We start from the raw sequence: 25,739 nt of genomic DNA, 5'->3' as shown, positions 1-25,739 counted from the left end.
ACCATGCATTCACACGTATTTAAAGGCGAGGGGAGAATTGCTGATGAACTGGCCCGGCTTGATGCGATCCTGGGACAACCGGGAGTTAACAGTCGCAAGAATAACTTTCTGGCCAACCTGCATAGTGATCTGATTTTATGCGCGCGGTTTATCCAGGAGAACATGGCCATACTGGGAGATAGCCAAAAGGGTTCGGATGGTCTTCCTTTGAAAGCAAAACGGATTCATCTGTGTGAGAAAACGAGGCAACGGTTTGTCAACATCCTGAGCCGGACTGCCCGGGCGCATGAAGGACCTTCCCGCCAGGAGCGGATTTTTATCCAGCAATTCTGGTATGAAATCCAACAGAATGCGATATAAGCCTTCAATCATTTTAAGTGTGGCCGGAAGCACTGACTTCCGGCCTGAAACCATCAGCAAATTTGCCTCGATCTTGTTATAAACCTTAAACAGCGGACTGTGCCGGATAGCCCCAACTGTCCCGATTCCGGAAAATTTTTAAATATTATGAAGAGATTGATCAACGCTGTGATCTTATCAAGATCCGCGATTATTATCCTGATAATCTGGTTTATAACATTGATCATGTTTTTTGCAATTTTCTAGTCAAAAGCGACTATATCCACTCCATTTTAGAATTTTTTTCCAATTACTAATCGTTAAAATAGTGAATTCAGTACAATCTTTTATGTCCCGGGTCATTAGTCGCAACCCGGGAGAAACCGAATTTCATCAGGCAGTTCTTGAAGTAGCCGATACCATCATTCCATTTATTGAAGATAAGCCGATCTATCAGAAAGCTAAAATATTTGAAAGAATCGTTGAGCCGGAACGCGTGATCATATTCCGTGTTCCCTGGATGAATGACCGCGGAGAGGTTGAAGTAAACCGGGGTTATCGGGTTCAGATGAACAGCGCCATCGGGCCTTACAAAGGCGGGTTGAGATTTCATCCTTCGGTTAATCTGGGAACGCTGAAATTTCTAGCCTTTGAACAAACCTTCAAAAATAGCCTTACGCAGCTTCCGATGGGCGGTGGAAAGGGTGGAGCTGATTTTGATCCAAAAGGGAAATCAGACAGAGAGGTCATGTTTTTTTGTCAGAGTTTTATGACTGAACTGTTTCGCCATATCAGTTCAGATAACGATATTCCGGCCGGAGATATCGGTGTGGGAGCAAGAGAAATCGGTTTTCTGTTCGGACAATACAAGAGGCTTAAAAATGAATTTACCGGTGTGCTGACTGGCAAAGGACCAAGTTATGGCGGCAGTCTGATCCGTCCTGAGGCGACTGGTTATGGTGTGGTGTATTTTGTAGAGCAAATGCTTAACCTGCGCAAAGACAGCATCAAAAACAAAACCGTTGTCATTTCAGGTTCAGGAAATGTGGCTCAGTATACGTTGGAGAAATGTATTCAGCTGGGTGCGAAAGTCGTTACGCTTTCTGATTCGTCGGGATATATTTATGACGAAAAAGGGATTGACGCTGAAAAGTTTGCATACATCATGCACCTCAAAAACGAAACACGCGGCCGCATCAAATCCTATGCGGATAAATTTGGCTGTACGTTTGTAGAAGGAAAAACGCCATGGGAAGTGCCATGTGATATCGCTTTACCCAACGCCACACAAAATGAGCTGACAGCAGCAGATGCCCGTCTTTTAATTCAAAACGGATGTATGTGCGTAGCGGAAGGTGCCAACATGCCATGCACGCCTGAGGCTATCGAAATATTTGAAAATAATGATATCCTTTATGCACCGGGTAAAGCAGCCAACGCGGGTGGCGTAGCGGTTTCGGGTCTGGAAATGTCTCAGAATTCGTTAAGACTTTCGTGGAGTCGTGAGAAAGTTGATAACAGGTTACAGGATATCATGCACAGTATTCACGCAACCTGTACCCAATATGGTCACCGTCCAGATGGACGTCTGAGTTATGTTCAGGGAGCCAACATCGGAGGGTTTGTACGCGTTGCCGATGCCATGCTGGCGCAGGGGCTGGTATAATCATCCATTGGCATATTTAATTGAAGATCATTTTCAGACAAATTCGAGGCGCGATAGTGACGTTCCCGGGTTTGTCTGAAATGATTTGAAGACCAGAAAACTACTTATTGGGGTTGTAGCCCGGCCTTTTTTCCTGGGTCAAATTTTTAATTGCTTCGTTTCTCGCTTCGTCCTTTTCTTCGAAATAATTTACGACGTACATCAGCGGTATGGTAATCCGGTCTGCGGCATTTGAAATTTGTATCACCGCCCGATCAACCGAGTCTTTATCGAAACCTATAAAATTGCCACGGATCGTCTCGCCCGGTGCTTTTTGATATGGTATCACTTTGTTGATATATTTCTCAGCTCGTTTTTGCAGTCCGGTAAGTTGAGGTTGAGACATGGTCCAGTTTGTTTAACTTTAAGAATAATACAAGCGTCCCGTGTAATCAGGTTCAGGCTTTTTATGATTGTTGCCATACTTGTATTTTTTAGAAATCCTGTAAAGATAACCATACATTGTCAGGAATGTAAGGCTTGAAAAGTCCCATGCTGAAAACTCCTGTTGTCCACTGCTTCTAATGAATTTACATGTTGCGAACTTCCAGGTTTGATGATTGACTGTGAAGGACTTGCTTAGGCCATTTCCACGCCAGCCAGACGATCGTGCTGGTCAGGATAATTTCGACCAAACCTAAATAAATGTAAAAGAGCATCCATTTGCCTTTCGAGGTGACCACGATCAGCGTCATAACAAGGGTGAAGAAAATGCCAACGGATATGTTCGACCATCGGTTTGCCTTTGCTTTTAGCATAAGGGAAAGGAAAATCATAACGATAGGCAGCGTCATCAATACTGCAAATCCCAGCAGCGATAAAGGTGTTGTGGTGCCAACACCCGAGTTGCCGTCCATCAGATTTTTGATGTGGCCAGGGACAAACAAAATGAAATAATCGCCGTACACATAACAGAACATCACGGCCACCCACAATGCCGATAGTTTGATCTTGATGTTGACCTGAAAATCTTCAGGCCCATTCGTTTTTGTAATATCTGAAACCATAGTCTTAGCGCTGAAATTGTGAATCAAGTTTAAACAATGTTAGGATCGGTTATCCTTCGTACCCATAATCAGCAGCCAAAGACAAGTGCCTATTTCGCCTATGCTTGCCGGCAAAGTGATAAAACCGGAAATGGGCATCTCGTCGTAACCCAGTAAAAGAAAATGCCCCACAAATTTGATCAGGTAGCCAAAGCAGCCAGCTATTAATAAAACACCTAAAATTTTGGGCAGAAATCCGGATTTGAAAACGAGATAACCAAAAGGAAAGAGCCATAATCCCCAGAATATGGAAGCGATCTGATTACCGTTGTTGTAAGCCTGGAGATGAAGCAAAACCTGGGCTTGTAACTGTTCTGTTCCAAATATTTTGAGATAGTCAGCTTTGCTTATCAGATTCAGAATTTCATATTTATGGAGCAGGTTTACAAGCGAAATGGGGACGCTCACAACCGCCAGGATCACCATAGCCAATGCGTGATTTTTGCTTACCGTGTTTAATAATTTGTATAACGTCAGAGGTAAAAACAGGAAAAAAATGTAACAGATTATCGCGCTGAGCATGCCTAGCCGGAACAGCGTTTCGGAGTTGGTGATATTATTGAAGGTTGCGGTTGCATCGTCCCACACAATGAGTTTTCCGGGAACATAGGCAAGATTAAAAATACCGGTTACGACAACGACCAGGTATAGTAAGCCAGCGATCCTTGCGGTCTTTTTATTTGAATTCATCCGTTGATTGTTTCTTGATTTTTCTAAATTATGACAATACATACTATTGCATAGTACAAATTGTATAACTGGCTGTTTTTGAGGATGAATGTCAGCTGTTTCCGGCTATTGACTCCGGAATTTTGGTTCGCTGTTCAGAGACAGGTAATGATTGTAATTATTTTTATGTTAATACTTAAAGAAATAATTGTATTAAATATTGTCGAAAAGCACTTGTTTTTAGATATTTATGAAATTATAAAATCCTTTTATCATGAAAACCTTTCAGATTAATATTTTGTCCGATAATGATACGGAAAAAGTTATGACAGTACTTAATGAGATGGCGGACACAGGCCTGATCGAAATCAAAAATTACAACTGGGCCGGAGTCGCGCCAAACAACGACCAGCTTGATGAAATCATTGATGAGTCGGAGCTTGCTCCCTACTATTCGGCGCAGGAGGTCAGGGAAATTCTTAAAATGTAGATGGAAAAACAAAATCCTTACCATTGCTGTCAACAGGCAGGAATGGACAATCCGGAATTTTCAACCGGTGGTTAAGATTAATTCCTGATTTCACAGATGTATGAGCGTATAACCGTTATGGTTACATCAGATTTCTGGGAAAGCAAGGAGGAAAGTCTGCCGAATGGAGACGTTATCAGGGAATATCTTTGGCATGTTGCGCAAGGGTAATCCCTGATGCTTAATTCCGGAGGATGAAAACGTGTCTGCAATTTACGTAAGCGATATTTTTTGTGTTTGAAACTGTTAACTTCGGGAGGTTAGCAAAATGTAATCATGAAATTCGTATGAAAATAGCTACATATAACGTCAACGGAATCAATGGGCGACTGCCGGTTTTACTGAAATGGCTTTCGGAAACCGGTCCTGATATTGTGTGTCTTCAGGAACTGAAAGCACCGCAGGAAAACTTTCCTGAGCAGGCAATAAAAGATGCCGGCTACCACGCACTCTGGAAAGGACAGAAGAGCTGGAATGGTGTGGCAATTCTTTCACGGAGTGCTGATATACGGTTGGTTCATGAGTCAGTTTCCGGCAACGAGGAGGATGAAAACAGCCGGTACATCGAGGCTTTGGTTCATGATATACGCGTTGGGTGTTTGTATCTGCCCAATGGAAATCCCAATCCCGGACCGAAATTTGATTACAAGCTCGACTGGTTTGAAAAATTTATAAAACATGCAGAGGCGCTTCTGAAAGAAAAAATTCCTGCTGTGCTGGCCGGAGACTATAATGTTATTCCCACAGAACTGGATGTTTATAAACCTGAAAATTGGAAAACTGATGCGCTCTTTCGTCCCGAATCAAGAGCTGCTTTCAAGCAACTTACCGATCAGGGGTGGATCGATTCAATCAGGCACCTGTATCCGGACGAACGGATTTATACGTATTGGGATTATTTTCGGAAAGCGTATGACCGCAACGCCGGCCTTCGTATTGATCATTTGCTTTTAAGCCCCGATTTGTCCGGCAGGCTCAAAGATGCAGGCGTCGACCGGCAGGTGAGGGGATGGGAAAAAACGAGCGATCATGCACCTGTCTGGATTGAACTGGCCGATAGGTAAATTTATGACTGATTTCTTCACTTGCCATTTTTACTAAAAGGTCTTGAAATGCCAGCCCTTTTTAAAGTGACTTATTGAAGTGAAATGCTAAAACCCGGTACCTGACAGTTCCGGGATTTAGCACATAGGTACTTTGACATAAATTTATGACTGAAATAATTCGTCGAGATTTTCCAAAGCTGCTGTGAAACCTTCCTTGAAGCCCATTTCGATAATGGTTTCCAGATCTTCGAGTTTGTCATACTGAATTTCTATCGAAACCAGCGTTTTATCAGACGATGTTGTGAAGTTATTGGTCCAGGTGGATCTCGGGAATGTCGGGTTGAGATTGCCATCAGGATCACAGAATGCATCCTGCGCAGAGAAACTTTTTAGCGGGTTTATTGACTTGTAATCCGCGCGGGCATAATGCTCCGTTCCGTCTGGCCCTACCATGGCATACAGCCAGTACCCGCCTTCGGTAAAATCCATCTTTTTTGTTTTGGCTTGCCAGGGTTTCGGTGCCCACCATTGATCCAGGATTTTGCTTTCCGTCCAGGCGGCCCATACCGATGCAACCGGTGCGGCAAACTCTCTCTCTACTTTGATCTTTTTATTTTCTTTGTCCAAAGAAAAATTCATTAAAAGGCTACTTTTCATCTTTGTTTGAATTTAGGTTGATTAATATCTGATCAAGCTGATTAAAACGATCCTCCCAATGTTTTTTGAATTGCTCCATCCAATGGTCAATTTCTTTCATTTTGGAAGGATTAAAATGGTAGTGAATTTCTCTACCCACCTTATTCTGGGTCAGCAGCTGGCATTCAGTCAGTACTTTTATATGTTTTGAAACCGCTTGCCGGGTCGTGTCAAAATGGTCTGCCAGGGCGTTGGGTGTCATCGCCTGGGTAGCAATCAACACCAAAATTGCTCTTCTTGTTGGATCGGCGATCGCCTGAAAAATATCTCGCTTCATAGGGTTATTATTAATTTCGCAACTAATTGGTTGCAAATATATGTGCAACTATTTGATTGCGCAATTTTTTTGTGAAGTTTTTTTGAAGAAATAAAATCTCAATTCGTTCTCGCCCTGCTGTTTTCACTGTCTGCAGTGGACTTGTTGGTATAGGAAGTTTTCCCCGGTTTACCGAAACGGAAGGTCAAGCCAAGCCGGAAGTAATTGGTTGAAAAGGATCGGTTGAAAAAAATGTCCGTCTGCCCGACACTGTATGTTCCGCTGGCATTGGTCTGATGGAAAATATCATTAGCCGTGAAACGGACCACCAACGCGTTTTTTATAAAACTTTTTTCTATGCCAACAGTTACCGTCGAACGGCTTTTGTTGTAGTACAGTCCGTAATACCGGTCGCCAAGATACCAGGCAAGGACCTGGATTTTGAAAAGATCTCTGATGTTAAAGGTGTTGCTGGTGTATAGATAAACCTGCGGTCTCGGTTTTACGAAAACAAAATCATAATGATTATCGGTTGATCTGCTGTAATTGACCGTTGCCGTATTGGTGGAGTTCCACCAGCTCAGGTTAAAAATGTAAGAAAGTGAGGAAGTCCAGGTGTAGTCTTTTTCCAGATTAATGCCCTTTAATACATAACTGTTTGGTTTGCTGCCCCGCAGTGCCGCCGCGCTCAGTGGGTCAATTGTATAATTATAGCCGGCCCGCAGATCAAATTGCTTGTAGTTGACACCGATTTCGAAAGCATGTATTTTTTCCGGAATAAGGTTCGGATTTCCCTCAATGGTGGTGAAGGGATCCTGATAGATCACAAAGGGGTTTAATGCCTGATATCTCGGTCGGGTGATTTTCGAAACATAGGATGCCCTGAGTTTAAGCTCATTTGAAATCGTTTTGCTCAAAAGAAGATTTGGAAATACATTGAAATAGCTGGCTTTTATAAACTGATCGTTCCCTACACTGGTGTTCAAGCGGTATTTTGTCCATTCTCCGCGCATACCAACTGTATAATCAATTCCATTTCTGCTTACGCCGCTGTACGTTATGTAAGCAGCTGGAAGCAGTTCGGTATACCTGAAATTGCTGGATAGATCATCGTCGGGCTCGAACCCGTGTTCCGGTGTTCCTGCAAAAAAACGGGTCTCCGAAGAAGTACCGGCGTAACTGAATTTGAGACCGGCTTCCATCTTCGTGCCGTTCTTTAAGAATTTGGTATAATCCGTTTGCGTGCTGGAAATGTTGATGAAATGGGCGACATTATTTTTTAGCATCTGGCTCAGGCTGTCACCGTTGACGAGGTTATTTTCGGTGATCATATCATCAATACCGGTGCGATAGCGCGTGTACTGGCTGCCAACAAAAATGGAAGAGCCAAGGCTGTCCAGCGAGCCGTTGTAATTCAACGTCAAAGAATGATTTTTCCGCTTTTCATTTTTTGCAATGTGGCTGTTGTACAGGCTTTCGTCCGATTGCGTCAGCAGGGCGTTTTTACTGTCCTGACTGCCGCCGAGATGATCAAAATTTCCTTTGTAATCCAGGGACAGATTATTGCTGGGGTTGATATTGTACTGCACGCCAAGTCCCAGATTGGAGTAATTGTCATATTTCCGTTTCCAGTCGGTGGTCAGGTCTGAATTCAGGTAATCGGCAGCGGCTGGCCTTGTGCGGATGGTGTGTAAAACTTCCCGGTTATTGCCCGATAGCAAGCCATAATTACCGGCCAGCGAAAGCTTGTTTTTTACATAATTCAGATCGGCCAGACTATTCGTTTCGTTGCCGCCAAAACGGGAGTGCGAGAATTGCTGTGTAACCGTGCCCCGCACACCGTCGCCGGCATTTGTTTTGGTAATGATGTTAATCACCGCTTTCCCTTCTGCGTCATATTTTGAAGAAGGATTGGAGAGTATTTCCAGTTTAAGTATCTGGCTGACGGGAATTGCCGATAGCTGTTCAAGGGTAATTGGCCGGCCGTTCAGAAAAATAATCGCTTCGCCTCTTCCCAGAAAGGTGATGCGCCCGTCGTTAACGCTCAGGTTTGGGGATCGTTCAAGGATTTCAATGACTGAACTGCTGGCCGCCAGCAGTGTTCCGGATACGGAAATTTCAAGACTGCCATTTTTACCGTGTCTCACGAGTGGCGCCTGGCCTTTGACGCTGACTTCATTGAGAATCAGATTGTCTTCTTTCATCACAATCGTACCGAGGTCGATATGGGGTTCTGAGTTATTTTCAACCAGAATCAGCGTGTCAGAAAATGAGAGCGCACTGAGCTTTAACAAAACCTTTGGCCGGGTAATATTGCTAAAAGAAACAAGTCCGTTTTCAAACAGAGAACCCTGAATCATACTGGAATCTGTGGGGGATAATAACCGGGCCGTGATGGGCAAGGGCTCCGCTTGGATGCTGACGACTTTGGCAGATATCGTGTAGGTTTTTTGCGCCGGGGCGATAAAAGCGAAAAGCATAAAAACGCCTGTACTTAACAGTGTGCTAAGAAATTTCATAGAATGATTTACGTTGGATTTTGTTTGCACAAAAATCCGGGGTAAATCTGACAGGCGGGTTCAGGAAAAGGGAATCCGTAGTACGGATTTATAAATCAATACCCGATTTTGAGGCCGCAGGCGACATTTGCGCCGACTGGTAGCCGGCAGGTGTGACGCCCTTGAATTTTTTAAAGGCAGCGAAAAAAGTGGATTTGGAATTAAACCCGACCTCATATCCGATGGATTCCAGTGTAAAACGCCGGTCGGTGGAAAGTTTCCTGCACGCTTCTTCTATCCGGAACTCGTTGACATAGGTCGTGAAGTTTTTGCCGAGTTCATCGTTGAGCAGCTGGGATAACTGATGCGAAGAAATCTGTATTTCGCGGGAAAGATCACCAAGTTTCAGGTCGGGATTGGTATAAGGAGTTTTATCCCGCATTACATTTTCCAGTTTTTGAAGCCATATTCTGGTGTCATCCTCATTGAGTTTTTTAGCGTTTGTCCGGAGGGGATTAAGCAAAAAAAGATCGTCGGTTTTGTTCCGGTAAAAAATGATGCAGCAGCTTAAATACAGGATCAGCGAAAATGCAATAGATCCGCTGATATACGGAGCAATCGGCGCGTTGATCAAAGCTGAAAAATACAGGATGAAAATGACTACATTGGCAAGAAAAATAACAGAGATCCATAATTCGGCCGGCTTCATTTTGTATGATGGCAGAAAAATATTTTTCAATAAAGGCCTTATCACAATTCCGGATGCGACCAGAAAGGCAAACCATTGCAAATAAATGATCCTGGCGAAATAAATTTGCCAAAGCCGGAGATGGGCAGAATATGGAAAGGCAATGCCTGTGACAAGTGTCAGGGCAAGCAGGAACAGCAAACCGAGTTTCCACATCCGCGGCACTTTATGCACCTGATTTATAGCCGTTGTGACAAAACAGTATAAAAAGGGGCCAATGAAAAAGCAGGCAGAGAGGCCGATTTGTAAATATATTTTTGGCAATTGTCCATCAAAATACAGAAAGACAGATTTGCCGGTGCGAATGCTTAACGCAAAAAGTAAAGCGCTCAGAAAGTAATTGACAAGATATTTTTTTCGGGTAAAGAAGAAAAAATACAGGCCGAGTATCAGTCCGTTGAAAGCACCCAGTATACTGAAAAAGAATAAAAGTTCTTTGCCGATAGTCATAAATGCTGTCCGGATTGTGTGCTCAAAATTTAAACTTATTTGAAACAGATGCAATATCGGAACGATTACTTGATTTTATTGCGTTTTGAAAACGTTAATTTATTCCTGACCCCCAGATGAAAGCAGACGAGATCTTAAAACAGCACATTGCCAAAACGGTTTCCCTAACCGACGAACAGTTTGACTATTTTTTCTCCCATTTTAAATACCAGTCGTTTCGGAAGGGACAGGTGATTCTTGGCGAGGGTGATAAAGTGGAGAGCGAGTATTTTGTGCTTTCAGGATGTTTGAAGGCCTTTTTTATCAATGATGAAGTGAAAATGTATATCCTTCAGTTCTCCATGCCAACCTGGTGGACTTCGGATTATTCGGCCTTGTACAACAATGCCAGAGCGACAATCAATATCGACTGCATCACAGATGCAGAAGTACTTTCCATTTCCAACAATGACCGGGAAAAACTTTGCCGGGAACTGCATCAGGCCGAACATTTCTTTCGGTGGAGGACAAACAAAGGATATGTGGCCGTGCAAAAAAGACTCTTGTCGCTGATGAATAACGATACCAGAAAAAGATATGAAGAGCTTCTGGGCATGTATCCTGAGCTCTATAATACCGTTCCCAAACACCTGATCGCGGCCTATCTTGGGGTTTCCCGGGAGACGCTGAGCCGATTGTATAACTCGTCACGCTAACCTTTCAAATTGTGATCTAGGTCACGCAATGAGCTGCCGTTTTCGGAGGTACTTTGTATTGTTAATCAAACACTAATTAAGTACTAAGAAAATGGAAACGAAACAATTTGAAATTCAATCTGCTGCAAGCAGCATCGCCTGGACAGGCAAAAAAGTAACGGGTGCACATAACGGTACCATTGGTATCAAGGAAGGGACTGTAACAATAGAAGGCGGAGAGCTGAAAGGTGCAAAGCTGCTTATTGATACCACTTCAATCAAAATTCTGGATATAACTGATCCAGAAACCAATGCACAGTTTGCCGGCCACCTGGCCTCGGAAGATTTTTTTGCCATTGAATCATTCCCTACGGCTGTTTTTGAAATCACTTCTGCCATCCCGCAAACGGCTACCACGTATCATATCGGAGGAGTTCTGACCATCAAGGGGATCAGTCATCCGGTTGAATTCGATGCCGAGGTGAACCGTACAGCAGACCAGCTTAATGCTTCTGGCAAGCTCATCATTGACCGCACCAAATACGATATGAAATTCCGTTCAGGTAATTTCTTCCAAAATCTGGGTGATACCCTGATCTATAATGATTTTGAACTTGAAGTAAACATCACCGCAAAGGCTGCCTAGTCTTTGCATAACACTGGAAATCATGCCTTACATCAAAATAGAGTTAACCCGCGAAGGGGTTACAAGAGAACAGAAAAAGGCGCTTATAAAAGGCGTTACTGACGTGATTGTCGACGTATTGAATAAAGACCCGCATCTGACCCATGTGGTTATTCAGGAAGTAGCGCTGGATGACTGGGGTTATGCAGGAGAGCAGGTATCCGAGTTGCGGGAAAGAGGAATAACAGCAGATAAAAAATAGGATCATGAAAAAACAGACAGTCATTGTTACCGGTGCATCATCGGGCATTGGCAAAGAAATAGCCAGACATTTTCTTAATGAAGGCGATAATGTAGTCATTAACTCTTCAACACTTGAAAAGCTGGAACAGACCTACCAGGAATTGGGAGGGGGTAGCAACCTGGCCATGGTGGCAGGGAATGTGAAGGATAAAAGCACCGGCGAGAAACTGCTGGCGACTGCGATAGAGAAATTTGGAACGGCCGATGTACTCATTAACAACGCGGGCATATTTGAAACCAAACCATTTTTGGAAGTAGACGAAGCTTATCTGGACCGGTTTCTGGATACAAACCTGAAAGGTACCTATTTTACCACCCAGGCAATTATTCCGCAAATGCTGAAACAGCACGACGGCGTGGTGATCAATATTGGAACGCCATTGGTTAACCACGCGCTGGGCGGGGTTCCTATTACGGCTCAAATGGCTTCGAAAGGGGCGATTCATGCACTCACCATACAGTTGGCCGCCGAATTTGGCAAAGACAATATCCGGGTGAATACGGTTGCGCCGGGAACGATCCGCACACCTATGCATGGCGACAGTGTAGATGATAGCGCCGGTTTGCATCTGCTGAACCGTGTGGGTGAAGTGGAAGAAATTGCAAAAATGGTATATACCGTAGCGAAAAGTAATTTTATTACCGGAGCCATTATCAATGTCGATGGCGGTATTGCTGCGGGCCATCATCTTAACTAATAAAACTGACAATGCCTGTATTGTCTGACGCATTACAGGCATTCCATTTACTCTTAAAACATATGATCATGGAAGATTCACTAGCAATCCGGGAGGTTTTGGGACGTTATTTTAATTCGATTTATGAAGGCGATGCAGATGCGCTGGCCGATACCTTTCATCCCGGTGCCTTATTGTTTGGAGACGTGAAGGGGCAACCCTATGCCAAAACGTTAAGCGTTTATATCGATGGCGTCAGAAACAGGCAGAGTCCTGAGGACTCTGGAAAACCGTTTCATGCTGAGATCGTTGCCGTTGATGTGGTCAATTCCATTGGAGTTGCCACAGTAAAAGTGAAAATGTATGACTTTAACTACCATGAATTTCTTTCTTTTCACAGGATAGATGATCAGTGGGTTATCGTGAACAAAATGATTTCTGATGTTGCCGAATAATTATTAAACCATTCATACGATGTGGTATAACACACAGGCTTCGAAAATTTTAAATATTCAGTATCCGATCCTGCAAGGGCCTTTTGGCGGGAATTTGTCTTCCGTAAAACTGGTAAGCAGTGTATCCAATCTGGGTGGACTTGGGGGCTTTGGTGCCTACACGCTGAGTCCTGAGGAGATTATCAGCGTTGACCGGCAGATCAAAGCCGCTACCGATAAACCTTACAATATAAATTTATGGGTTTCGGACAGCGATGTTCCTGCCGGCGGGTTGGACGATGCCCGATATCAGGAGGCTGTAAAACTGTTCAGGCCCTATTTCGATGAGCTGGAAATAGCAATTCCGGAAAAACCGCTTCCTTTTATTTCAAGATTTGAAAATCAGGCAGAAGCATTGCTTCATCAGAAGCCACCGGTGTTCAGTTTTGTATTTGGTATCCCGTCGGCCGATATTTTGGAGCAGTGCCGAAAGGCAGGTATTGTAACGGTCGGTGCAGCTACGACGGTCGATGAAGCCATTGCGTTGGAAGCTTCGGGTGTTGACCTGATTGTTGCTTCGGGATTTGAAGCAGGTGGTCATAGGCCCTCATTTTTGGAGTCCTCAGAAAACTCGCTTAGCGGTACGTTTGTGCTTGTGCAGCTGATCAGGGAAAAAGTAAAAACACCTGTTGTTGCGGCAGGAGGTATTGTCGATGGAAAGGGCGTGGCGGCAGCCATGAAGTTGGGTGCCGAAGCCGTTCAGATCGGAACTGCATTTCTGGCTTGTGACGAATCCAATATTACGGATGCGCACCGCGAGGCGTTGTTTTCTGATCAGGCAAAAGATACCATGCTGACCAGGGTTTTTACCGGAAGGCTTGGTCGTGGCCTGGCCAGCAGGTTAGGACAGGAATTGTCCGGTAAAGAAAAACAGTTCCTGCCGTTTCCCCTGCAAGCGCATTTTATGTCCTCGCTAAGACAGGCCGCTATCGCCCAGAAAAAGACAGACTTGCTTATGTTTTGGAGCGGTCAGGTAGCTCCGGCTTTAAGACATCGGACTGTCAGCGGGTTAATGAACGATATTCTGGCAGAAACTTCTGCCTCATTATAAAGTTAGGGGTGAATAAGAAACCGGAACAGTCATTTGTCCGAGTTATTCCGGGAAAAATTATTTAAATAAGTTCAGCCATAATGACGCTCTTAATCCCAGATTACTCCCGGCCGGCGTATTTTCAATATTCCTGAAATCGTATACGACATAAGGGGAAAGCTGGGCCATAATTCTCGAACGGGTGTACTGAACACCAGCTCCAAACATAAAATTGTGGAAGAAGTTGGGTTTGGCATCCGTTTCAAAAGTATTTCTTCTTTTGTTTTTGTTGAGATAACTTTCAAAGTCAACTTCCTGATAAGCCGATAAATCCAGACTCGTCCCGGACTGTACAAAAATTGACAAATCCCGCTTCAAAGGAATGTAATATTTCAAACTGATCGGCAGGCTGATCACGGTTGTCTTGATCGAAATATCTTCAATCTTGTCGAAACGATGAGGAAGATAATCGCGGTACTGAATAAGGAAGAATTTACCTGTTGCGGAGTTATAATCCCGCAATGCTTTATGGTTTTCAGCTTCCAGTGTGGAGGCCTGAATACCAAAGGAAACACCCAGATTTTCGGTTGGGAATAACTCGACAACCGGCCCTATCCCATAACTGTGTAAAGAAAGCAGGCTTTCGAGGCCCAGCCGGGGCTGTAATGACGATAATCTGAAAGGAGGGCGTTTTGGTTTTACGGGGGGTAAGGATGCTTGTTTTGACGAGATCGAATCGACCAGTGCCGCAAGGAATTTATAATTATAGGTTTGAACGGCTCTGTTGGAATCCAGAATCGCGATTGTTTCGTCGCTTCGTACCTCGGTTCTTCCCGTATCTGGGATTACTGTTAAAGCCGTCGTGTTTTCGGAAACGGCAACGGAGGTATCGGTATTTTTCGATAAAACCTGATTTTCTGTAATTGGGATAATATTATTTTTTTCAGCAGGAGCCTCGTTAACCGGCTGCGGCAGAGCCGTAGTTGGTACAGTTGAGGTTTTTTGTCCCTTTTCTAAATGATCCGGCAGCTGATCGCCATTTCCTTTCGCAGCAACGCGGTTATCACGATAAAAATGTCTGTGTTCGACGATCGTTTTTTTAACAATATAGACGGTATCTTTTTTCGCAATGGATAATGCGCCGTTGTTTTTTACAGGCTCGTTATTTAGTCCATCTTCAGGCTGTACACGTGTGACTTCTTTTTTTTGACTGTCCGTCAGGTCTTTGATCAGCTCCTGATTTGACCTTAACGTATATAGGGTCGTTAGCCAGCCGGCCATCATCATACCCGCCAAAGCCCAGCCACCATATTGCTGAAACCAGGGCAGAAATCCTGCCGCAGGTAATCTTTTGCTGAACCGGTCCCAGGCATGCGGCTGATAGGCCGGCCTGACAGACTCAACGTTCTTTTTTAAAATTTTATCGAAACGTTCACTGGACATAGTTTCGTGTGTTTATAGAGCCCTTGGAGACCCAATTGATGAGTAGTTCCTGTAATTTAACCCTGGCTTTTGCCAGATTGGAACGTGAAGTTCCTTCATTGATCCCGAGCATTTCTGCAATTTCGGGATGTGAATAACCGTCCACGACATGCAACGAAAAAGCAGCCCGATAGGAGGGGGGAAGGTGTTGTACCACGGTCAGAATTTCTTCCGCGGACAATCGTTCAAGTAGCCCTTCATCCTGGCCAATTTCGTATGCTTCTTCAATGCTGCTGAATGTCAGACTGGATTTATGCTTTCTGTAATGATCAATGGCCGACCGTATCATCACGGTACGAAACCATGCATCAAACGGTTGATCCGGGTCGTAATAATTTATTTTATTTAAAATCCGGAGAAAACCGTCATCAAACATCTCTTCGGCCTCTTCCCTGTTGTCAGCATAACGCATACAGATATTTATACCGAAGCTATAATAGGCCTCAAATAACTGTTTCTGTGCGGAAGGTTTTTGGTTGCGGCAGCCTTCCAATATTTCAGGCAACGCCAATATTCTGGGTCTTTTAAAAAGCACAGAGCTGACAATTAGTTAGTGCAAAGTTTACTACGGACAAAAATAGGGTCGCCGTTGCCTGTCAAAATTAAATTTTTTTTCGGACAATTTCAGGCAACGGCGGCAGCTCCGCATGCCGTAATTGAAATGGAAGCAACACAAATTTGCTTTCGACCCTCTCAAAGCTTAATAGTAAAGTGCCAATGAAGCGTATTGCCGATTTTTTTTCCAGAGAGAAAGTAATTTTAGTTGTTTATATTTTATTGAGTGTTATTGTCGGGATTCAGGATTGTGTAAGGGGGCCAGCCAAGTTTAACAACTTTGTTATTTTCCGGCAGTCGTTATTTCATCTGCTTGCGAAAACAAATCTTCATCTGGGTTATCCCAAGGAGTACGATGATATCTTCCTGTATCATCCTTCATTTTGCATCATGTTTGCGCCTTTCAGCCTGATGCCGCTTGAAGTCGGGCTGTTTTTCTGGTTGATCTTTTGTACGGTCATACTGTTTTATGCCGTTAAAAGTCTTCCGCTGGAATACGGCCAAAAGGTGTTTTTCTGGTGGTTTATTCTTTTGGAGCTCAACACATCGGTGCACAACGAACAAACCAATCCTGTGATCGCTGCGCTGGGTTTATTTACATTTTCACTTCTGGAAAAAGGTAAAGTAAAATGGGCTTCGCTGCTGCCGGTTATTGCATTCTGTATCAAGGGATACGGACTGATTTTTGCGGGTTTGTTTCTTTTTTACCCCAAGCGCGGCCAGTATATTCTTTACTCCGTTTTATGGATCGTTCTATTCGCTTTTCTCCCCTTTGCCTTTGTTGGCCCGGATCATTTTGTACAGCTTTATAAAGACTGGTATACCTGTCTGGTTGAAGACCATAAGGTGAATTTTGGCTTTTCGGTAATGGGGCTCATGAAAGTATGGAGGCCTTCCCTGACCGATCACGACGTGACACTAATCCAGTATTTCGGCCTGCTGCTCTTCGGGTTGACATGGTTATGGACCTTATTGAAAAATAATTTTGAGACCCTGCAAACCCGCTTTTTATTGCTCGCCTATGCTTCTTTGTGGGTGATTATGTTTAACCACGCCGCCGAGTCACCCACATTCGTGATCGCCATTCAGGGGGTTGCAATCTGGTATATCATCAGCCGCGAACCGCTGCATCCCTGGGCGAAAGCGCTCGTTATCTGTGTTTTTCTTTTCAGTATTCTGGCGCCCACCGATGTTTACCCGGCATCATGGCGCCGCGATTTTTTCAGACCCAATCTGATTAAAGTGATCCCCTGTTTTATTGTTTGGTTCGTATTACAAATTCAGTTATTTAGCCTTGAAAAAAAGTAATTATCCGCCGCATTTAGTAAGCATTGTCCTGCCCTGTTACAATCCCGTCGATGGATGGTGCCAGACACTGGTCAACTGCATTACAGAGTTAAACGAACGGTTATCGTTCTGTAAAGTTCAGTACATCATCGCCAATGACGGCTCGACGCGACTCGACAAGGTCAAAGTCGGGATGCTGACATCTATTTCAAATGTCATATTTTTGGATAACCCCGTTAATGAGGGAAAAGGATCGGCCATCCGCAAGGGCACGATGCGCGCCGATGGTGACATTATCATCTACACGGATATTGATTTCCCGTTTGGTACAGATCCGATTGTCGAGATTGTAAATATTTTCTCGGAAAATCCGGATTGCTGGTTTGTTTATGGAAACCGGAGTAGTGACTATTTCAAGAAGCTTCCGCTCAAAAGGCAACTGGTTTCGAAAGGACTTCATGTGTTAAATCGTGTTTTGCTTTCAGGGCATATTACGGACACGCAGGCAGGCATAAAAGGCCTGAGAAGAGAAGTGCTTCCGGAAGTTCAGCAGACCAAAACCAACACGTTCGTCTTTGAAATTGAATTGATCCGAAAGCTTATCAGAAAAAAGATAGACATAAAGTCGGTCAATGTTTCTGCCAATGCTTCGATTATATTCAGTGATTTCAGTCTGAAAGTCTTAATTAGGGAAGCAGTAAGTCTCGGACGGATTTTTATGACAGGCAGAGCCTGGAACGATTTGTTATGAGATCAAACAGCATTTGTTGAACAGCGCCTTTGCCAGGTAATATTTAATAATTCATTAACACACAAGGATATCTGTGTTCATATTGTGATGGTAATTTCGGGCATCACTTAAGACGAGACTGATGGCTTTCCTGTTGATGAAAAACAGATATCAAAAATGCCTGGCATTGGCTTTGTTTATTTTGATTTTTTTATGGACAAGTACAGAATCCATAACCGGCTCCGGGGTTGATGATCCGATTACACTTTTAAGATCTTCACGCTTAACAACTGCTTCGGCCGGTGAATTTACCGTGATTACCTACAACGTGGCTGGCTTGCCCGGCTTTATTTCCAGTGCCGCGACTGAAAGATCATCGAGTATTGCCGAGATTGGTCGGCTACTAAACCGGTATGACATCGCCCATGTTCAGGAAGATTTTAACTACAATAAATATTTGTACGGGAAAGGAAATTTGCATGCTTATCGAACCCAATCGAAAGGCAAAGTTCCGTTTGGAGATGGCCTGAATACGCTTTCAAAATTCCCCGTTCACCAGATCAGGCGGATTGCGTGGAATAACTGCACCGGCGCAGACTGCCTGACACCGAAAGGATTTTCTTTCAGCCGGATAGAAGTTGCCGAAAACGTGTTTATTGATTTTTATAACATTCACGCCAACGCCTACAATCACCTTTCAGCGGCAGCCGCAAGGCGAAAAAATATCAAACAGCTATCGGATTATATCAGCGAACATTCCGGAAAGAACGCCGTGATTGTCATGGGGGATTTGAATGCGCATTATGGATTTTACTATGACAATATCCGATTACTGAATGCTGAAAATGGACTGAAAGATGTCTGGATGTCTCAGAAAAAAAATGATCACTATCCGGCGCTTTCCAAAGAATTTCCGTCGGACGATATACTGGCTGTGACGGATAGCTGCGAAACCATTGATAAAATTCTCTTCCGCAGCAGTGACGAGCTCTCGCTGCAAACCACCGATTATCAATTGGAAAACCGTCTTTTTTGCAATAAAGCAGGATTGCCGTTATCCGATCACCATCCCGTGAGTGCGCGGTTTTTGTGGAGTGTTAAGGATATGGAGCAGAAAGTTATCGAGCCTTTGTTGACTGCGCGTAAGAATTCGTATTAATAATCTACGTGAGGATCGTTTAATGTTGGTAGAATACCTTAATCTGTTATAAAGTAACCGGGTTAAATTTTGTCAGTTTATTGACAAAATTTAACCCGGGTCGTATCTATTCCGGCGTTATATATTTCCAGATAGACCCATTATAAAATGTTAATTTATTAACTGTTTTATCATATAGCATTAAACCTGCCGGAATACCTGGGTACGTTGCACTTATTGCATTTCTCTCGGTAGTTGTTACGGGAGTCATCGGCTGCGGTGCTATCCCGACGATTGGTTTGTCGTTGATAAAATTGTTGGACCATGTAACTCTTCCAGCTACTTTTTTTACAGCATAACCGGTAGAGACATTAATAGAATTCCCTGTCAGGATTGCATTGTTTTCTAATAAAATACCATTTATACCCTCTATTTCATTGCCGGTTATTACGTTACCGTCACTTACGGAATGAACTCCAATTTCAGCGCCTCTCATCTGATTGCCTGTGATGGTACTGTAACCTCCGTTCCCCAGCAAAGCTAGTCCATACGTATGATTAACCGGAAGTGTATCAATAGTGGCCGTGGCAGTACCAGAACCATTGATTTGGGTTATTGATTCGTTTAACGAAAACGTTCCGGAAACACTAGCAAGAATTAACTGTTTCTTTGCAATGTTGTATCCAATAACGCCTGCACTTGCTCCACTGGATGACCCAACAATTCTATGAATGGCTGTGTCGGTATAGGCCTGGAACGTACCTGTTATTGATTTGAGAATTAATGTCTTGCTTTGTTCTTCGGGAGTGCCGACAAAAAAAACGTTGTTGGAAATTGTATTGTTTGCATTCCCGCCGCTAACACTTTCTATCAAGACCCCTTGCAACGTACCATTAAAACGACCATTTGTGTCATATCCTACGTAAGGTCTGAAGACATTGTCATAAATTTTGTGTGAGCCTCCACTAACACCGTGTAAATAAACGGCAGCTCTTTTGCTTCCTTCAAATGTAGAGCCAGATAAAACCAGCTGATCACCCTGTGAGTCGATTCCATACATTCCTCCATCAGTTACAATACTGTGAATTTCAGGGTATCTGGCTCTCAACTTAATAAGTGATTCATTTTGTCCAGAATTAACGGTAGATCCGTTGAAGTAGGAATCTTTAATATAAATTCCATACGTATCGTAGTTTTCACCAATTTGGATGCAATTAACTTCGCCGCCCAAGAAAACGCAATCAGATATCTGAAAGCCGACAACATAATCGGCGTAGAGGATTCTGTTAGCGCCATTACTTTCAAACTGGATTGACTTAAATTCTATATCAGATTGAGCACGCGAGCCGTCTCCAACCTGTGGTAGACATTCAATTAGGTTTTTACCGGAGATTGCTGAGTAGATACCTTTAAGAATTGTGCGCCCCCGACCTTTGCCGCTCATCGATATTTTGTATTTAGTTTTAGACTCAACTTTTTTCGGTTTTAAAGTACTTCCTATCAAATATGTACCTTCTGAAAATTCTAAACGCATACCTGCGTTCTTAATCGAGTTGAGTGCCTTTTGAATAGCCGGCGCATCGTCGATAGAGTCATTAGGGATAGCTCCAAAATATTCAGGTCTGATAACATCATAGTCACGAATATATTTTCTACTACTGTTAATAATTACCAGAGCCGAGTCATCCGCGGTAGCGATAGCCGAATTGTATCTGAAGATACCAGATTTTAAACCCTCGTTAATGTATATCACTTTGGAGGTATCTGCCATTCCGGCTCTAAATTCAGTCAAAGTCATATGTGGTATATAATCCTGGCCAACAACCGCAATTCTCGCATTACTACCCGCAATAGTATCGGCAGAAGTAGAAATGGTCGTAAATGCCAGAGTCCCGACCTGAACAAATTCGCTTTGATTGCCTGCGCTTTTATGACTTCTTAACAATTGAAAAATTCCGCCTTTTGTGTCGGATGTGAATTTTCCTTTCACGGTATACGTCACAGATGGTTTGGATGAGGTAAGCTCTGTGCCTACAAAATCGGAGTAACTTCCGCCGGTTTGTTTGAACCCTTCCGGCATTATCAATTTAAGCTTAAAAGCGTTAGAGCCTTCGAATACATAAACCAGATTCGGATTGATGGAGAGGTATTTCGCAGTGATTTTGATTTCAAATTCTTCATTGGCAGATAAATAGGATGCCTCGGTGCTGATGGTGAAACGAACGGGATCAATTTTGTGAATTGTTTTTGCAAATAAATAGCTGTTTAGATTTAAAAAAATTAAAAGTGAAAGAATGAAACAGAGGGAAGGTGTGTTTTTCTTCATTACGATTTTTGGTTATAAGGTGTGTAATAATTGAACCAAAGCTAATAAAACAATTGGTTTTGTAGTATTAGTTATAAATTTTATATAAAACTAGTTATGTTATTTGCTATTTAAACAGTACTTTAACCACAAGATTTTTTGTTTGTGGCCATCTTAAAATTCCGCGATTAAGACAATCATCACAGCCATTTAACCTACTTTATAGTCGTAACACCCGCTTCCTTTGCATAAATTAAATATCATTAATTATGCAAAAAGAAATCAATGTTCCGCTTATCCTTGATGCGCTGAAACTGGCCGGGGATTTGTTTTATCAGGAGTTTAAAAGAACTGAAATTCCGCAAAACAATGAAGGCTTTTTAACAGGGCTGGACGACATCGAGACGCGGTGTCTGGCGTCGTTGAAAAATAGTTTATCAGAGGCATTTCCACAGGTTCCGTGGCTGGGAAATGAATTCGATTATGATGAACAGCGTCAGCCGCTCGACATTCCTGAATACTGGCTTTGCGACACGATGGACGGAGCCATTCAGTACATGCAGCATTTGCCGGGTTGGTCTGTCAATCTGGTTTTGATCAGAAAAGGCAGGGTACAATTTGCCGGGATGTACGATCCGGTTGCAAATGAGATGTTTTGGGCAACCGAGGGAGGAGGAGCTTATATGAATGGGGAGCCGATAAAACCAGGTAACAAAACGGATCTGGGGGTAATGCTCGCTGTGTTCGAGTATGCTTTGCCTTACGAAAAAGTGCCGGGACTTAACCAAAAAATAGGTGCTATGGTGACTGATTTGCTGGAAAACTTCGGTGTCGTCCGAAATTATGGGCCACATGGATTGCAGCTGGCATACCTTGCAGCGGGACGCATCGACGTATTTGTTCAGCAGGGCCTTGATACTTACAACTGGCTTGCCGGAATACTTATCGCAAAAGAAGCAGGTGCCGAAATTTTAACAGTTGACGGATTACCCTGGGTCTGGGGATCAGAAAGTCTGATGGTTGCATCGCCGGGTGTCGGCCAGAAATTTCTGATGGCAAAATCACAAAATGTTTTGTCTTAATCAGAATCTCAAATATGAATATTTCAATCATAGGCGCTTCTGCCGGTATCGGACGTCAGGCTGTTTTGCAGGGTTTGGAAAGAGGGCATAAGGTCACGGCATTGTCAAGAAATATGGAAAACATGCCGGAACATAATCTGCTCACCAAAATCAGCGGCAGTGCAACTTCGGTAGCCATACTTAAAAGAGTATTGGCGGGGGCGGATGCGGTAATTGTAACCGTCGGCACGAAAGACAAAAAAGATACTTCATTGTTTGTTGAGACTGCAAATGCGTTAATCAAGGCAATGGAAGAGCTGGATTTGAACGTCCCTGTTTTAGTCGTGACCGGATTCGGTGCCGGCGAAAGCAAAAACTATCTCAATTTCTTTATGCGCTGGGTAATCCGGTTGTTTCTAAAAAAACAGTATCAGCAAAAATCGAAGATGGAAGCGTTGATCAAAGGCAGCGGCCTGAAATGGCAGATCGTAAGACCCGGCATGTTGACCAACGGGGTGCTGACCGAAAGATACCAGATTCTTTCAGGCTTAACGAAAGCAATGCCTTTGAACAAAATTTCCAGGGCCGACGTCGCACATTATCTGCTTTCTGAGGCTGAACGCCCGACAAGAATGTATCAGACACCTGCAATTGGCGGTTAAGCTCCTCAAAAAGCAAACGGGTCCGCCTGTTGATAAGTTAAAATTGATAATTTTATAAACATTCGGTTATTTAATGGAATAATATTAGATATTGTATTGTAATCCATTATTTTCTGTTACATCAGCCATGAGAAGTATTATCGTTTTAACGGGCATTCTGCTGTATGCCGGCTCTTCCTACGGACAGTCTGCGTTGACAGGCAACAAGGCCTACGACTATTTACAGGCTCAACGTGAATTGGCCCGCGCTCCGCAAAGAGGAACGGAGCAGCCACCTCTTGATAGTTTGAAAAAAGCGGAGAAAATATTACAGGATGCGCTCGTTTACTATCACCAGCCGGAAGTGATGGAGCTGGCCAAGAAAAACGACCCGCTTTATTATCGTAAATCGGATATTTCCTTTGATCTCGCTCTGGTTGAAGTGAAAATGGGGAAAACAGAATCTGCCGTAAAACTGTTGGATTATCCGCTGAAAGGGAAGTTTGGAAATGCTTATGCGGATTTTATAAAGGATAGCCCACTCTTCTCGGAAGTGAAAAAGGATCCGGTTATAGCCGCTTTGCTCACAAAAATTGAAGTGGCCGGCAAAACCTTCGAGAGTGGCGCGCTCAAAACGCCCTACAAACCGGATATTAGTGAGGATGAGAAAATCGCGGGCCTGTCCAAACTCTGGTCCGAGGCCAAATACAACTTTGCCTACTTCGATCATATTCCGCAGGTAGATTGGGATAAGCTGTACCTGGATTATCTGCCGAAAATACGTTCAACAAAAACCACGGTTGAGTATCTGAATGTGTTAAAATCATTTTGTGCCAAATTGCAGGATGGCCATACCGATGTCTGGGGCAGCGATCCTGCCTTGGTAGACTTAACTGCTTACCGGCCGCCAATCCGTACCGTGCTGATTGAGAACAGGGTTTTTGTCCAGGAAGTATCGCAGGATAGTCTTGAAAAAACCGGGATAAAACCAATGCTTGAGATAATCAGTGTAGACGGGATCGCGGTAAAGGAATATGCGGATCAATTTGTGAGGCCTTATCAAAGCGGCTCAACGGTGCAGAATATCGACGTTAATACATACACCTATCGTCTTTTGAACGGGCCGAAGACCAAGCCGGTTACCATTACCTTTCGGGATAGCAAAGGCAAAACTTTTACCCGCAGTTTGCCGCGGTCGGGTTATAACAATGTCCGGCCATGGTCGTCTTTTGGTTTCCGGATTTTGCCGGGAAACATTGCTTATGTAGAGCTTAGGGATTTTGAAAGTAATAAGTCTCTTAACGGATTTAAAGCCGTTTTTGACTCAATTGCTACCACCAATGCATTGATCATCGACGTGCGTATGAACGGCGGCGGCGACAGCGGTTACGGCTGGGACGTGCTCGGGCATCTGACGGATAAGCCCATGGCAACGGGATCTCAAACGGCCCGGATTTACAGTCCGCTGCGAAGGGCAAGAGGCGGGCAGGTTGAGTTTGAACAAGTTGGAAACAGTGACTGGGCAGCCAATGGAAAGAAATTGTACACCAAACCGGTTGTTGTGTTAACCAGCGGACGTACATTTTCCGCCGCGGAAGATTTTTCGGTTGTATTTGATGCAATGAAACGCGGTAAAATTGTAGGAGAACCAACAGGCGGCAGCACCGGCCAGCCTCTGATGTTCTCGCTTCCCGGCGGTGTAATGGCACGTGTCTGTACAAAGCGTGACATGTATCCCGACGGAACGGAGTGGAACGCAAAGGGGATTCAGCCGAATGTGTTTGTCAAACCTACGATTGCTGATTTTCAGGCAGGTAAAGATACGGTGCTCGATGCTGCTCTGGTATTATTGAAAAAGTAGTCGGTTTATCCGGCTCTTATTGTTTAATAAAGAAAACGTTTTGTGAAAATCTTTGAGACTAGTCCGTCACTCTGGCCTTAAACCGGTACAGGTAAGGTGCTCGGTTGGAGGCTCCTGTAAATTTCTTTTCCAGTTTTTCCAGTACTTCAAGGCTTAACATTTTGCGGTGGAAATTGTTACGGTGAAATGTTGTTTCCAAAATGGTTTCGAAAAGATTCTGTAAATCGATCATCGTAAATGTTTCCGGCAGCAGTGATGCCGCCCACCGGTCCATGGTGTTCAGCCGGGTGTCCAGCATGAGTTTTAAAGTGTCCAATGCCTTTTCAATGATGTCGTTGTGGTCAAAAGCCAGCTGAGGAAGCTGCTTGATATCAAACCACTCCGATGCTTCGGTCATTTCGCCTGGTGTGGGAGTGATCAGTGAAAAGTTTACCAGCGCATAATAACCAATGGAAATAAACCTCCTGAATATCCAGTGGTTATCGGGCATATCGATGCCCACGTTATTCAGATAATCTTTCATGAATTTTGGATTCCCGCGGTCCACGTGACCAAAAGTGCGGAATTGTTCCAGATAAATATCAGTCAGGCCCGTCCGCTCTTTTAAAATATGGAGTGCCGCTTCGTCGATGCCCTCGTTTTGCTCTACGAAACCTCCCGGCAAAGCCCAAATGTCAACACCGGCGGTCTTGATCAGCAATACCTTCAATTGATTTTGATGAAAACCAAAGATGACACAGTCAACCGATAACTGCGGTACATAAAGATCCTGGCTGCTGACGAAATCTTTGAATTTTTGGTTGTGGTCCATAACTAACACGGGTAAATCGGGCGCAAACTACTAAAAACTTTTTTACAAAAACAGGCTTTTTTAATCCATTGAAAGTTATTTAC

Annotated in this window: 27 protein-coding genes; 16 read left to right on the top strand and 11 right to left on the bottom strand. The window is 43.7% G+C overall.

The genetic code is table 11. The features are described from left to right. The first annotated feature begins 3 nt into the window (after positions 1 to 3). Both M1L62_RS08215 and gdhA read left to right on the top strand, forming a co-directional pair. A complete protein-coding gene (locus M1L62_RS08215) occupies positions 4 to 360 on the top strand; it encodes a TerB family tellurite resistance protein (protein ID WP_254412551.1) in 357 nt (118 codons plus the stop codon). A 307-nt stretch (positions 361 to 667) separates the two neighbouring features. Continuing rightward, positions 668 to 2,005, top strand: a complete 1,338-nt coding sequence (gene gdhA, locus M1L62_RS08210; RefSeq protein WP_310589963.1) for an NADP-specific glutamate dehydrogenase — start codon at positions 668 to 670, stop codon at positions 2,003 to 2,005. Between the two features lie 100 nt (positions 2,006 to 2,105). Here gdhA and M1L62_RS08205 read toward each other — a convergent pair whose 3' ends face one another. The 3 genes from M1L62_RS08205 to M1L62_RS08195 all read right to left on the bottom strand — a co-directional run bounded on the left by M1L62_RS08205 (position 2,106) and on the right by M1L62_RS08195 (position 3,780). After that, on the bottom strand, positions 2,106 to 2,390 hold the full coding sequence (locus tag M1L62_RS08205; RefSeq protein ID WP_254412550.1) for a hypothetical protein: 285 nt from the start codon (positions 2,388 to 2,390) through the stop codon (positions 2,106 to 2,108). A 184-nt stretch (positions 2,391 to 2,574) separates the two neighbouring features. Beyond that, on the bottom strand, positions 2,575 to 3,051 hold the full coding sequence (locus tag M1L62_RS08200) for a DUF6326 family protein (RefSeq protein ID WP_254412549.1): 477 nt from the start codon (positions 3,049 to 3,051) through the stop codon (positions 2,575 to 2,577). A 39-nt stretch (positions 3,052 to 3,090) separates the two neighbouring features. After that, positions 3,091 to 3,780 carry a DUF4386 domain-containing protein gene (locus tag M1L62_RS08195; protein WP_254412548.1) on the bottom strand — a complete coding sequence of 230 codons (690 nt, stop codon included), beginning with the start codon at positions 3,778 to 3,780 and terminating at the stop codon, positions 3,091 to 3,093. A 253-nt stretch (positions 3,781 to 4,033) separates the two neighbouring features. Here M1L62_RS08195 and M1L62_RS08190 point away from each other — a divergent pair, with 253 nt between their 5' ends. Both M1L62_RS08190 and xth read left to right on the top strand, forming a co-directional pair. Then, on the top strand, positions 4,034 to 4,249 hold the full coding sequence (locus M1L62_RS08190) for a hypothetical protein (protein ID WP_254412547.1): 216 nt from the start codon (positions 4,034 to 4,036) through the stop codon (positions 4,247 to 4,249). 326 nt (positions 4,250 to 4,575) lie between these two features. Continuing rightward, the gene (xth, locus tag M1L62_RS08185; RefSeq protein ID WP_254412546.1) at positions 4,576 to 5,352 is read left to right on the top strand and encodes an exodeoxyribonuclease III; all 777 of its coding nucleotides are present in this window, start codon (positions 4,576 to 4,578) and stop codon (positions 5,350 to 5,352) included. Positions 5,353 to 5,496: 144 nt separating this feature from the next. On the opposite strand, the gene M1L62_RS08180 is transcribed toward xth, so the two are convergent. The 4 genes from M1L62_RS08180 to M1L62_RS08165 all read right to left on the bottom strand — a co-directional run bounded on the left by M1L62_RS08180 (position 5,497) and on the right by M1L62_RS08165 (position 9,982). Further along, positions 5,497 to 5,991 (bottom strand): SRPBCC family protein, encoded by a 495-nt coding sequence (locus M1L62_RS08180; protein ID WP_254412545.1) that lies wholly within the window; start codon positions 5,989 to 5,991, stop codon positions 5,497 to 5,499. Next, positions 5,981 to 6,307, bottom strand: a complete 327-nt coding sequence (locus M1L62_RS08175) for an ArsR/SmtB family transcription factor (protein WP_254412544.1) — start codon at positions 6,305 to 6,307, stop codon at positions 5,981 to 5,983. Before M1L62_RS08175 ends, M1L62_RS08180 begins: the two co-directional genes overlap by 11 nt. Positions 6,308 to 6,405: 98 nt before the next feature. Beyond that, positions 6,406 to 8,805, bottom strand: a complete 2,400-nt coding sequence (locus M1L62_RS08170) for an outer membrane beta-barrel family protein (protein ID WP_254412543.1) — start codon at positions 8,803 to 8,805, stop codon at positions 6,406 to 6,408. Between the two features lie 88 nt (positions 8,806 to 8,893). Beyond that, positions 8,894 to 9,982, bottom strand: coding sequence for a helix-turn-helix domain-containing protein (locus M1L62_RS08165; RefSeq protein WP_254412542.1), 1,089 nt, complete (start codon positions 9,980 to 9,982; stop codon positions 8,894 to 8,896). Between the two features lie 116 nt (positions 9,983 to 10,098). On the opposite strand from M1L62_RS08165, the gene M1L62_RS08160 reads away from it, so the two are divergent. The 6 genes from M1L62_RS08160 (at position 10,099) to M1L62_RS08135 (ending at position 13,806) form a co-directional block, all read left to right on the top strand. Then, positions 10,099 to 10,677 carry a Crp/Fnr family transcriptional regulator gene (locus tag M1L62_RS08160; protein WP_254412541.1) on the top strand — a complete coding sequence of 193 codons (579 nt, stop codon included), beginning with the start codon at positions 10,099 to 10,101 and terminating at the stop codon, positions 10,675 to 10,677. Between the two features lie 91 nt (positions 10,678 to 10,768). After that, positions 10,769 to 11,302 carry a YceI family protein gene (locus M1L62_RS08155; protein ID WP_254412540.1) on the top strand — a complete coding sequence of 178 codons (534 nt, stop codon included), beginning with the start codon at positions 10,769 to 10,771 and terminating at the stop codon, positions 11,300 to 11,302. Positions 11,303 to 11,324: 22 nt separating this feature from the next. Next, positions 11,325 to 11,543 (top strand): tautomerase family protein, encoded by a 219-nt coding sequence (locus M1L62_RS08150; protein ID WP_254412539.1) that lies wholly within the window; start codon positions 11,325 to 11,327, stop codon positions 11,541 to 11,543. 4 nt (positions 11,544 to 11,547) lie between these two features. Further along, positions 11,548 to 12,282: an SDR family NAD(P)-dependent oxidoreductase gene (locus M1L62_RS08145; RefSeq protein WP_254412538.1), complete on the top strand. Its 735-nt coding sequence runs from the start codon at positions 11,548 to 11,550 to the stop codon at positions 12,280 to 12,282. Between the two features lie 68 nt (positions 12,283 to 12,350). Further along, complete coding sequence (locus M1L62_RS08140) at positions 12,351 to 12,716, top strand: nuclear transport factor 2 family protein (protein WP_254412537.1); 366 nt, start codon at positions 12,351 to 12,353, stop codon at positions 12,714 to 12,716. Positions 12,717 to 12,735: 19 nt separating this feature from the next. Further along, a complete protein-coding gene (locus tag M1L62_RS08135; RefSeq protein ID WP_254412536.1) occupies positions 12,736 to 13,806 on the top strand; it encodes an NAD(P)H-dependent flavin oxidoreductase in 1,071 nt (356 codons plus the stop codon). Between the two features lie 57 nt (positions 13,807 to 13,863). On the opposite strand, the gene M1L62_RS08130 is transcribed toward M1L62_RS08135, so the two are convergent. Both M1L62_RS08130 and M1L62_RS08125 read right to left on the bottom strand, forming a co-directional pair. Then, positions 13,864 to 15,228, bottom strand: coding sequence for a hypothetical protein (locus M1L62_RS08130; protein ID WP_254412535.1), 1,365 nt, complete (start codon positions 15,226 to 15,228; stop codon positions 13,864 to 13,866). Next, positions 15,218 to 15,802 carry an RNA polymerase sigma factor gene (locus tag M1L62_RS08125; protein ID WP_254412534.1) on the bottom strand — a complete coding sequence of 195 codons (585 nt, stop codon included), beginning with the start codon at positions 15,800 to 15,802 and terminating at the stop codon, positions 15,218 to 15,220. Before M1L62_RS08125 ends, M1L62_RS08130 begins: the two co-directional genes overlap by 11 nt. A 182-nt stretch (positions 15,803 to 15,984) precedes the next feature. Here M1L62_RS08125 and M1L62_RS08120 point away from each other — a divergent pair, with 182 nt between their 5' ends. From M1L62_RS08120 to M1L62_RS08110, 3 genes are all read left to right on the top strand, one after another. Beyond that, positions 15,985 to 17,130 (top strand): glycosyltransferase family 87 protein, encoded by a 1,146-nt coding sequence (locus tag M1L62_RS08120; RefSeq protein ID WP_254412533.1) that lies wholly within the window; start codon positions 15,985 to 15,987, stop codon positions 17,128 to 17,130. After that, positions 17,117 to 17,860, top strand: a complete 744-nt coding sequence (locus tag M1L62_RS08115; RefSeq protein WP_254412532.1) for a glycosyltransferase — start codon at positions 17,117 to 17,119, stop codon at positions 17,858 to 17,860. Before M1L62_RS08120 ends, M1L62_RS08115 begins: the two co-directional genes overlap by 14 nt. Before the next feature lie 121 nt (positions 17,861 to 17,981). Continuing rightward, a complete protein-coding gene (locus tag M1L62_RS08110; RefSeq protein WP_254412531.1) occupies positions 17,982 to 18,998 on the top strand; it encodes an endonuclease/exonuclease/phosphatase family protein in 1,017 nt (338 codons plus the stop codon). Positions 18,999 to 19,104: 106 nt separating this feature from the next. Here M1L62_RS08110 and M1L62_RS08105 read toward each other — a convergent pair whose 3' ends face one another. After that, on the bottom strand, positions 19,105 to 21,303 hold the full coding sequence (locus tag M1L62_RS08105; RefSeq protein WP_254412530.1) for a pectate lyase family protein: 2,199 nt from the start codon (positions 21,301 to 21,303) through the stop codon (positions 19,105 to 19,107). Between the two features lie 248 nt (positions 21,304 to 21,551). On the opposite strand from M1L62_RS08105, the gene M1L62_RS08100 reads away from it, so the two are divergent. The 3 genes from M1L62_RS08100 (at position 21,552) to M1L62_RS08090 (ending at position 24,845) form a co-directional block, all read left to right on the top strand. Beyond that, entirely contained in the window at positions 21,552 to 22,364 is an 813-nt protein-coding gene (locus M1L62_RS08100) for an inositol monophosphatase family protein (RefSeq protein ID WP_254412529.1), read from the top strand. A gap of 14 nt (positions 22,365 to 22,378) precedes the next feature. Then, a complete protein-coding gene (locus M1L62_RS08095; protein WP_254412528.1) occupies positions 22,379 to 23,005 on the top strand; it encodes an NAD(P)-dependent oxidoreductase in 627 nt (208 codons plus the stop codon). Positions 23,006 to 23,132: 127 nt separating this feature from the next. Then, the gene (locus tag M1L62_RS08090; protein ID WP_254412527.1) at positions 23,133 to 24,845 is read left to right on the top strand and encodes a S41 family peptidase; all 1,713 of its coding nucleotides are present in this window, start codon (positions 23,133 to 23,135) and stop codon (positions 24,843 to 24,845) included. A 58-nt stretch (positions 24,846 to 24,903) separates the two neighbouring features. Here the strand turns inward: M1L62_RS08090 and M1L62_RS08085 are convergent, their stop codons facing one another. Continuing rightward, a complete protein-coding gene (locus tag M1L62_RS08085; protein WP_254412526.1) occupies positions 24,904 to 25,656 on the bottom strand; it encodes an NUDIX hydrolase in 753 nt (250 codons plus the stop codon). Between the last annotated feature and the right edge of the window lie 83 nt (positions 25,657 to 25,739).

Source organism: Dyadobacter diqingensis (assembly GCF_024220585.1).
Taxonomy (GTDB): domain Bacteria; phylum Bacteroidota; class Bacteroidia; order Cytophagales; family Spirosomataceae; genus Dyadobacter; species Dyadobacter diqingensis.
This window is presented reverse-complemented; position numbering and strand designations above follow the sequence as displayed.

Coding starts and splice junctions, on each gene's coding strand:
- M1L62_RS08175 (WP_254412544.1), bottom strand. CDS start 6,307: ATGAAGCGAGATATTTTTCAGGCGATCGCCGATCCAACAAGAAGAGCA.
- M1L62_RS08110 (WP_254412531.1), top strand. CDS start 17,982: ATGGCTTTCCTGTTGATGAAAAACAGATATCAAAAATGCCTGGCATTG.
- M1L62_RS08095 (WP_254412528.1), top strand. CDS start 22,379: ATGAATATTTCAATCATAGGCGCTTCTGCCGGTATCGGACGTCAGGCT.
- M1L62_RS08135 (WP_254412536.1), top strand. CDS start 12,736: ATGTGGTATAACACACAGGCTTCGAAAATTTTAAATATTCAGTATCCG.
- M1L62_RS08160 (WP_254412541.1), top strand. CDS start 10,099: ATGAAAGCAGACGAGATCTTAAAACAGCACATTGCCAAAACGGTTTCC.
- M1L62_RS08150 (WP_254412539.1), top strand. CDS start 11,325: ATGCCTTACATCAAAATAGAGTTAACCCGCGAAGGGGTTACAAGAGAA.
- M1L62_RS08085 (WP_254412526.1), bottom strand. CDS start 25,656: ATGGACCACAACCAAAAATTCAAAGATTTCGTCAGCAGCCAGGATCTT.
- M1L62_RS08195 (WP_254412548.1), bottom strand. CDS start 3,780: ATGAATTCAAATAAAAAGACCGCAAGGATCGCTGGCTTACTATACCTG.
- M1L62_RS08190 (WP_254412547.1), top strand. CDS start 4,034: ATGAAAACCTTTCAGATTAATATTTTGTCCGATAATGATACGGAAAAA.
- M1L62_RS08090 (WP_254412527.1), top strand. CDS start 23,133: ATGAGAAGTATTATCGTTTTAACGGGCATTCTGCTGTATGCCGGCTCT.
- M1L62_RS08120 (WP_254412533.1), top strand. CDS start 15,985: ATGAAGCGTATTGCCGATTTTTTTTCCAGAGAGAAAGTAATTTTAGTT.
- M1L62_RS08100 (WP_254412529.1), top strand. CDS start 21,552: ATGCAAAAAGAAATCAATGTTCCGCTTATCCTTGATGCGCTGAAACTG.
- M1L62_RS08200 (WP_254412549.1), bottom strand. CDS start 3,051: ATGGTTTCAGATATTACAAAAACGAATGGGCCTGAAGATTTTCAGGTC.
- M1L62_RS08105 (WP_254412530.1), bottom strand. CDS start 21,303: ATGAAGAAAAACACACCTTCCCTCTGTTTCATTCTTTCACTTTTAATT.
- M1L62_RS08205 (WP_254412550.1), bottom strand. CDS start 2,390: ATGTCTCAACCTCAACTTACCGGACTGCAAAAACGAGCTGAGAAATAT.
- M1L62_RS08215 (WP_254412551.1), top strand. CDS start 4: ATGCATTCACACGTATTTAAAGGCGAGGGGAGAATTGCTGATGAACTG.
- M1L62_RS08155 (WP_254412540.1), top strand. CDS start 10,769: ATGGAAACGAAACAATTTGAAATTCAATCTGCTGCAAGCAGCATCGCC.
- M1L62_RS08140 (WP_254412537.1), top strand. CDS start 12,351: ATGGAAGATTCACTAGCAATCCGGGAGGTTTTGGGACGTTATTTTAAT.
- xth (WP_254412546.1), top strand. CDS start 4,576: ATGAAAATAGCTACATATAACGTCAACGGAATCAATGGGCGACTGCCG.
- M1L62_RS08165 (WP_254412542.1), bottom strand. CDS start 9,982: ATGACTATCGGCAAAGAACTTTTATTCTTTTTCAGTATACTGGGTGCT.
- M1L62_RS08130 (WP_254412535.1), bottom strand. CDS start 15,228: ATGTCCAGTGAACGTTTCGATAAAATTTTAAAAAAGAACGTTGAGTCT.
- M1L62_RS08170 (WP_254412543.1), bottom strand. CDS start 8,805: ATGAAATTTCTTAGCACACTGTTAAGTACAGGCGTTTTTATGCTTTTC.
- M1L62_RS08145 (WP_254412538.1), top strand. CDS start 11,548: ATGAAAAAACAGACAGTCATTGTTACCGGTGCATCATCGGGCATTGGC.
- M1L62_RS08180 (WP_254412545.1), bottom strand. CDS start 5,991: ATGAAAAGTAGCCTTTTAATGAATTTTTCTTTGGACAAAGAAAATAAA.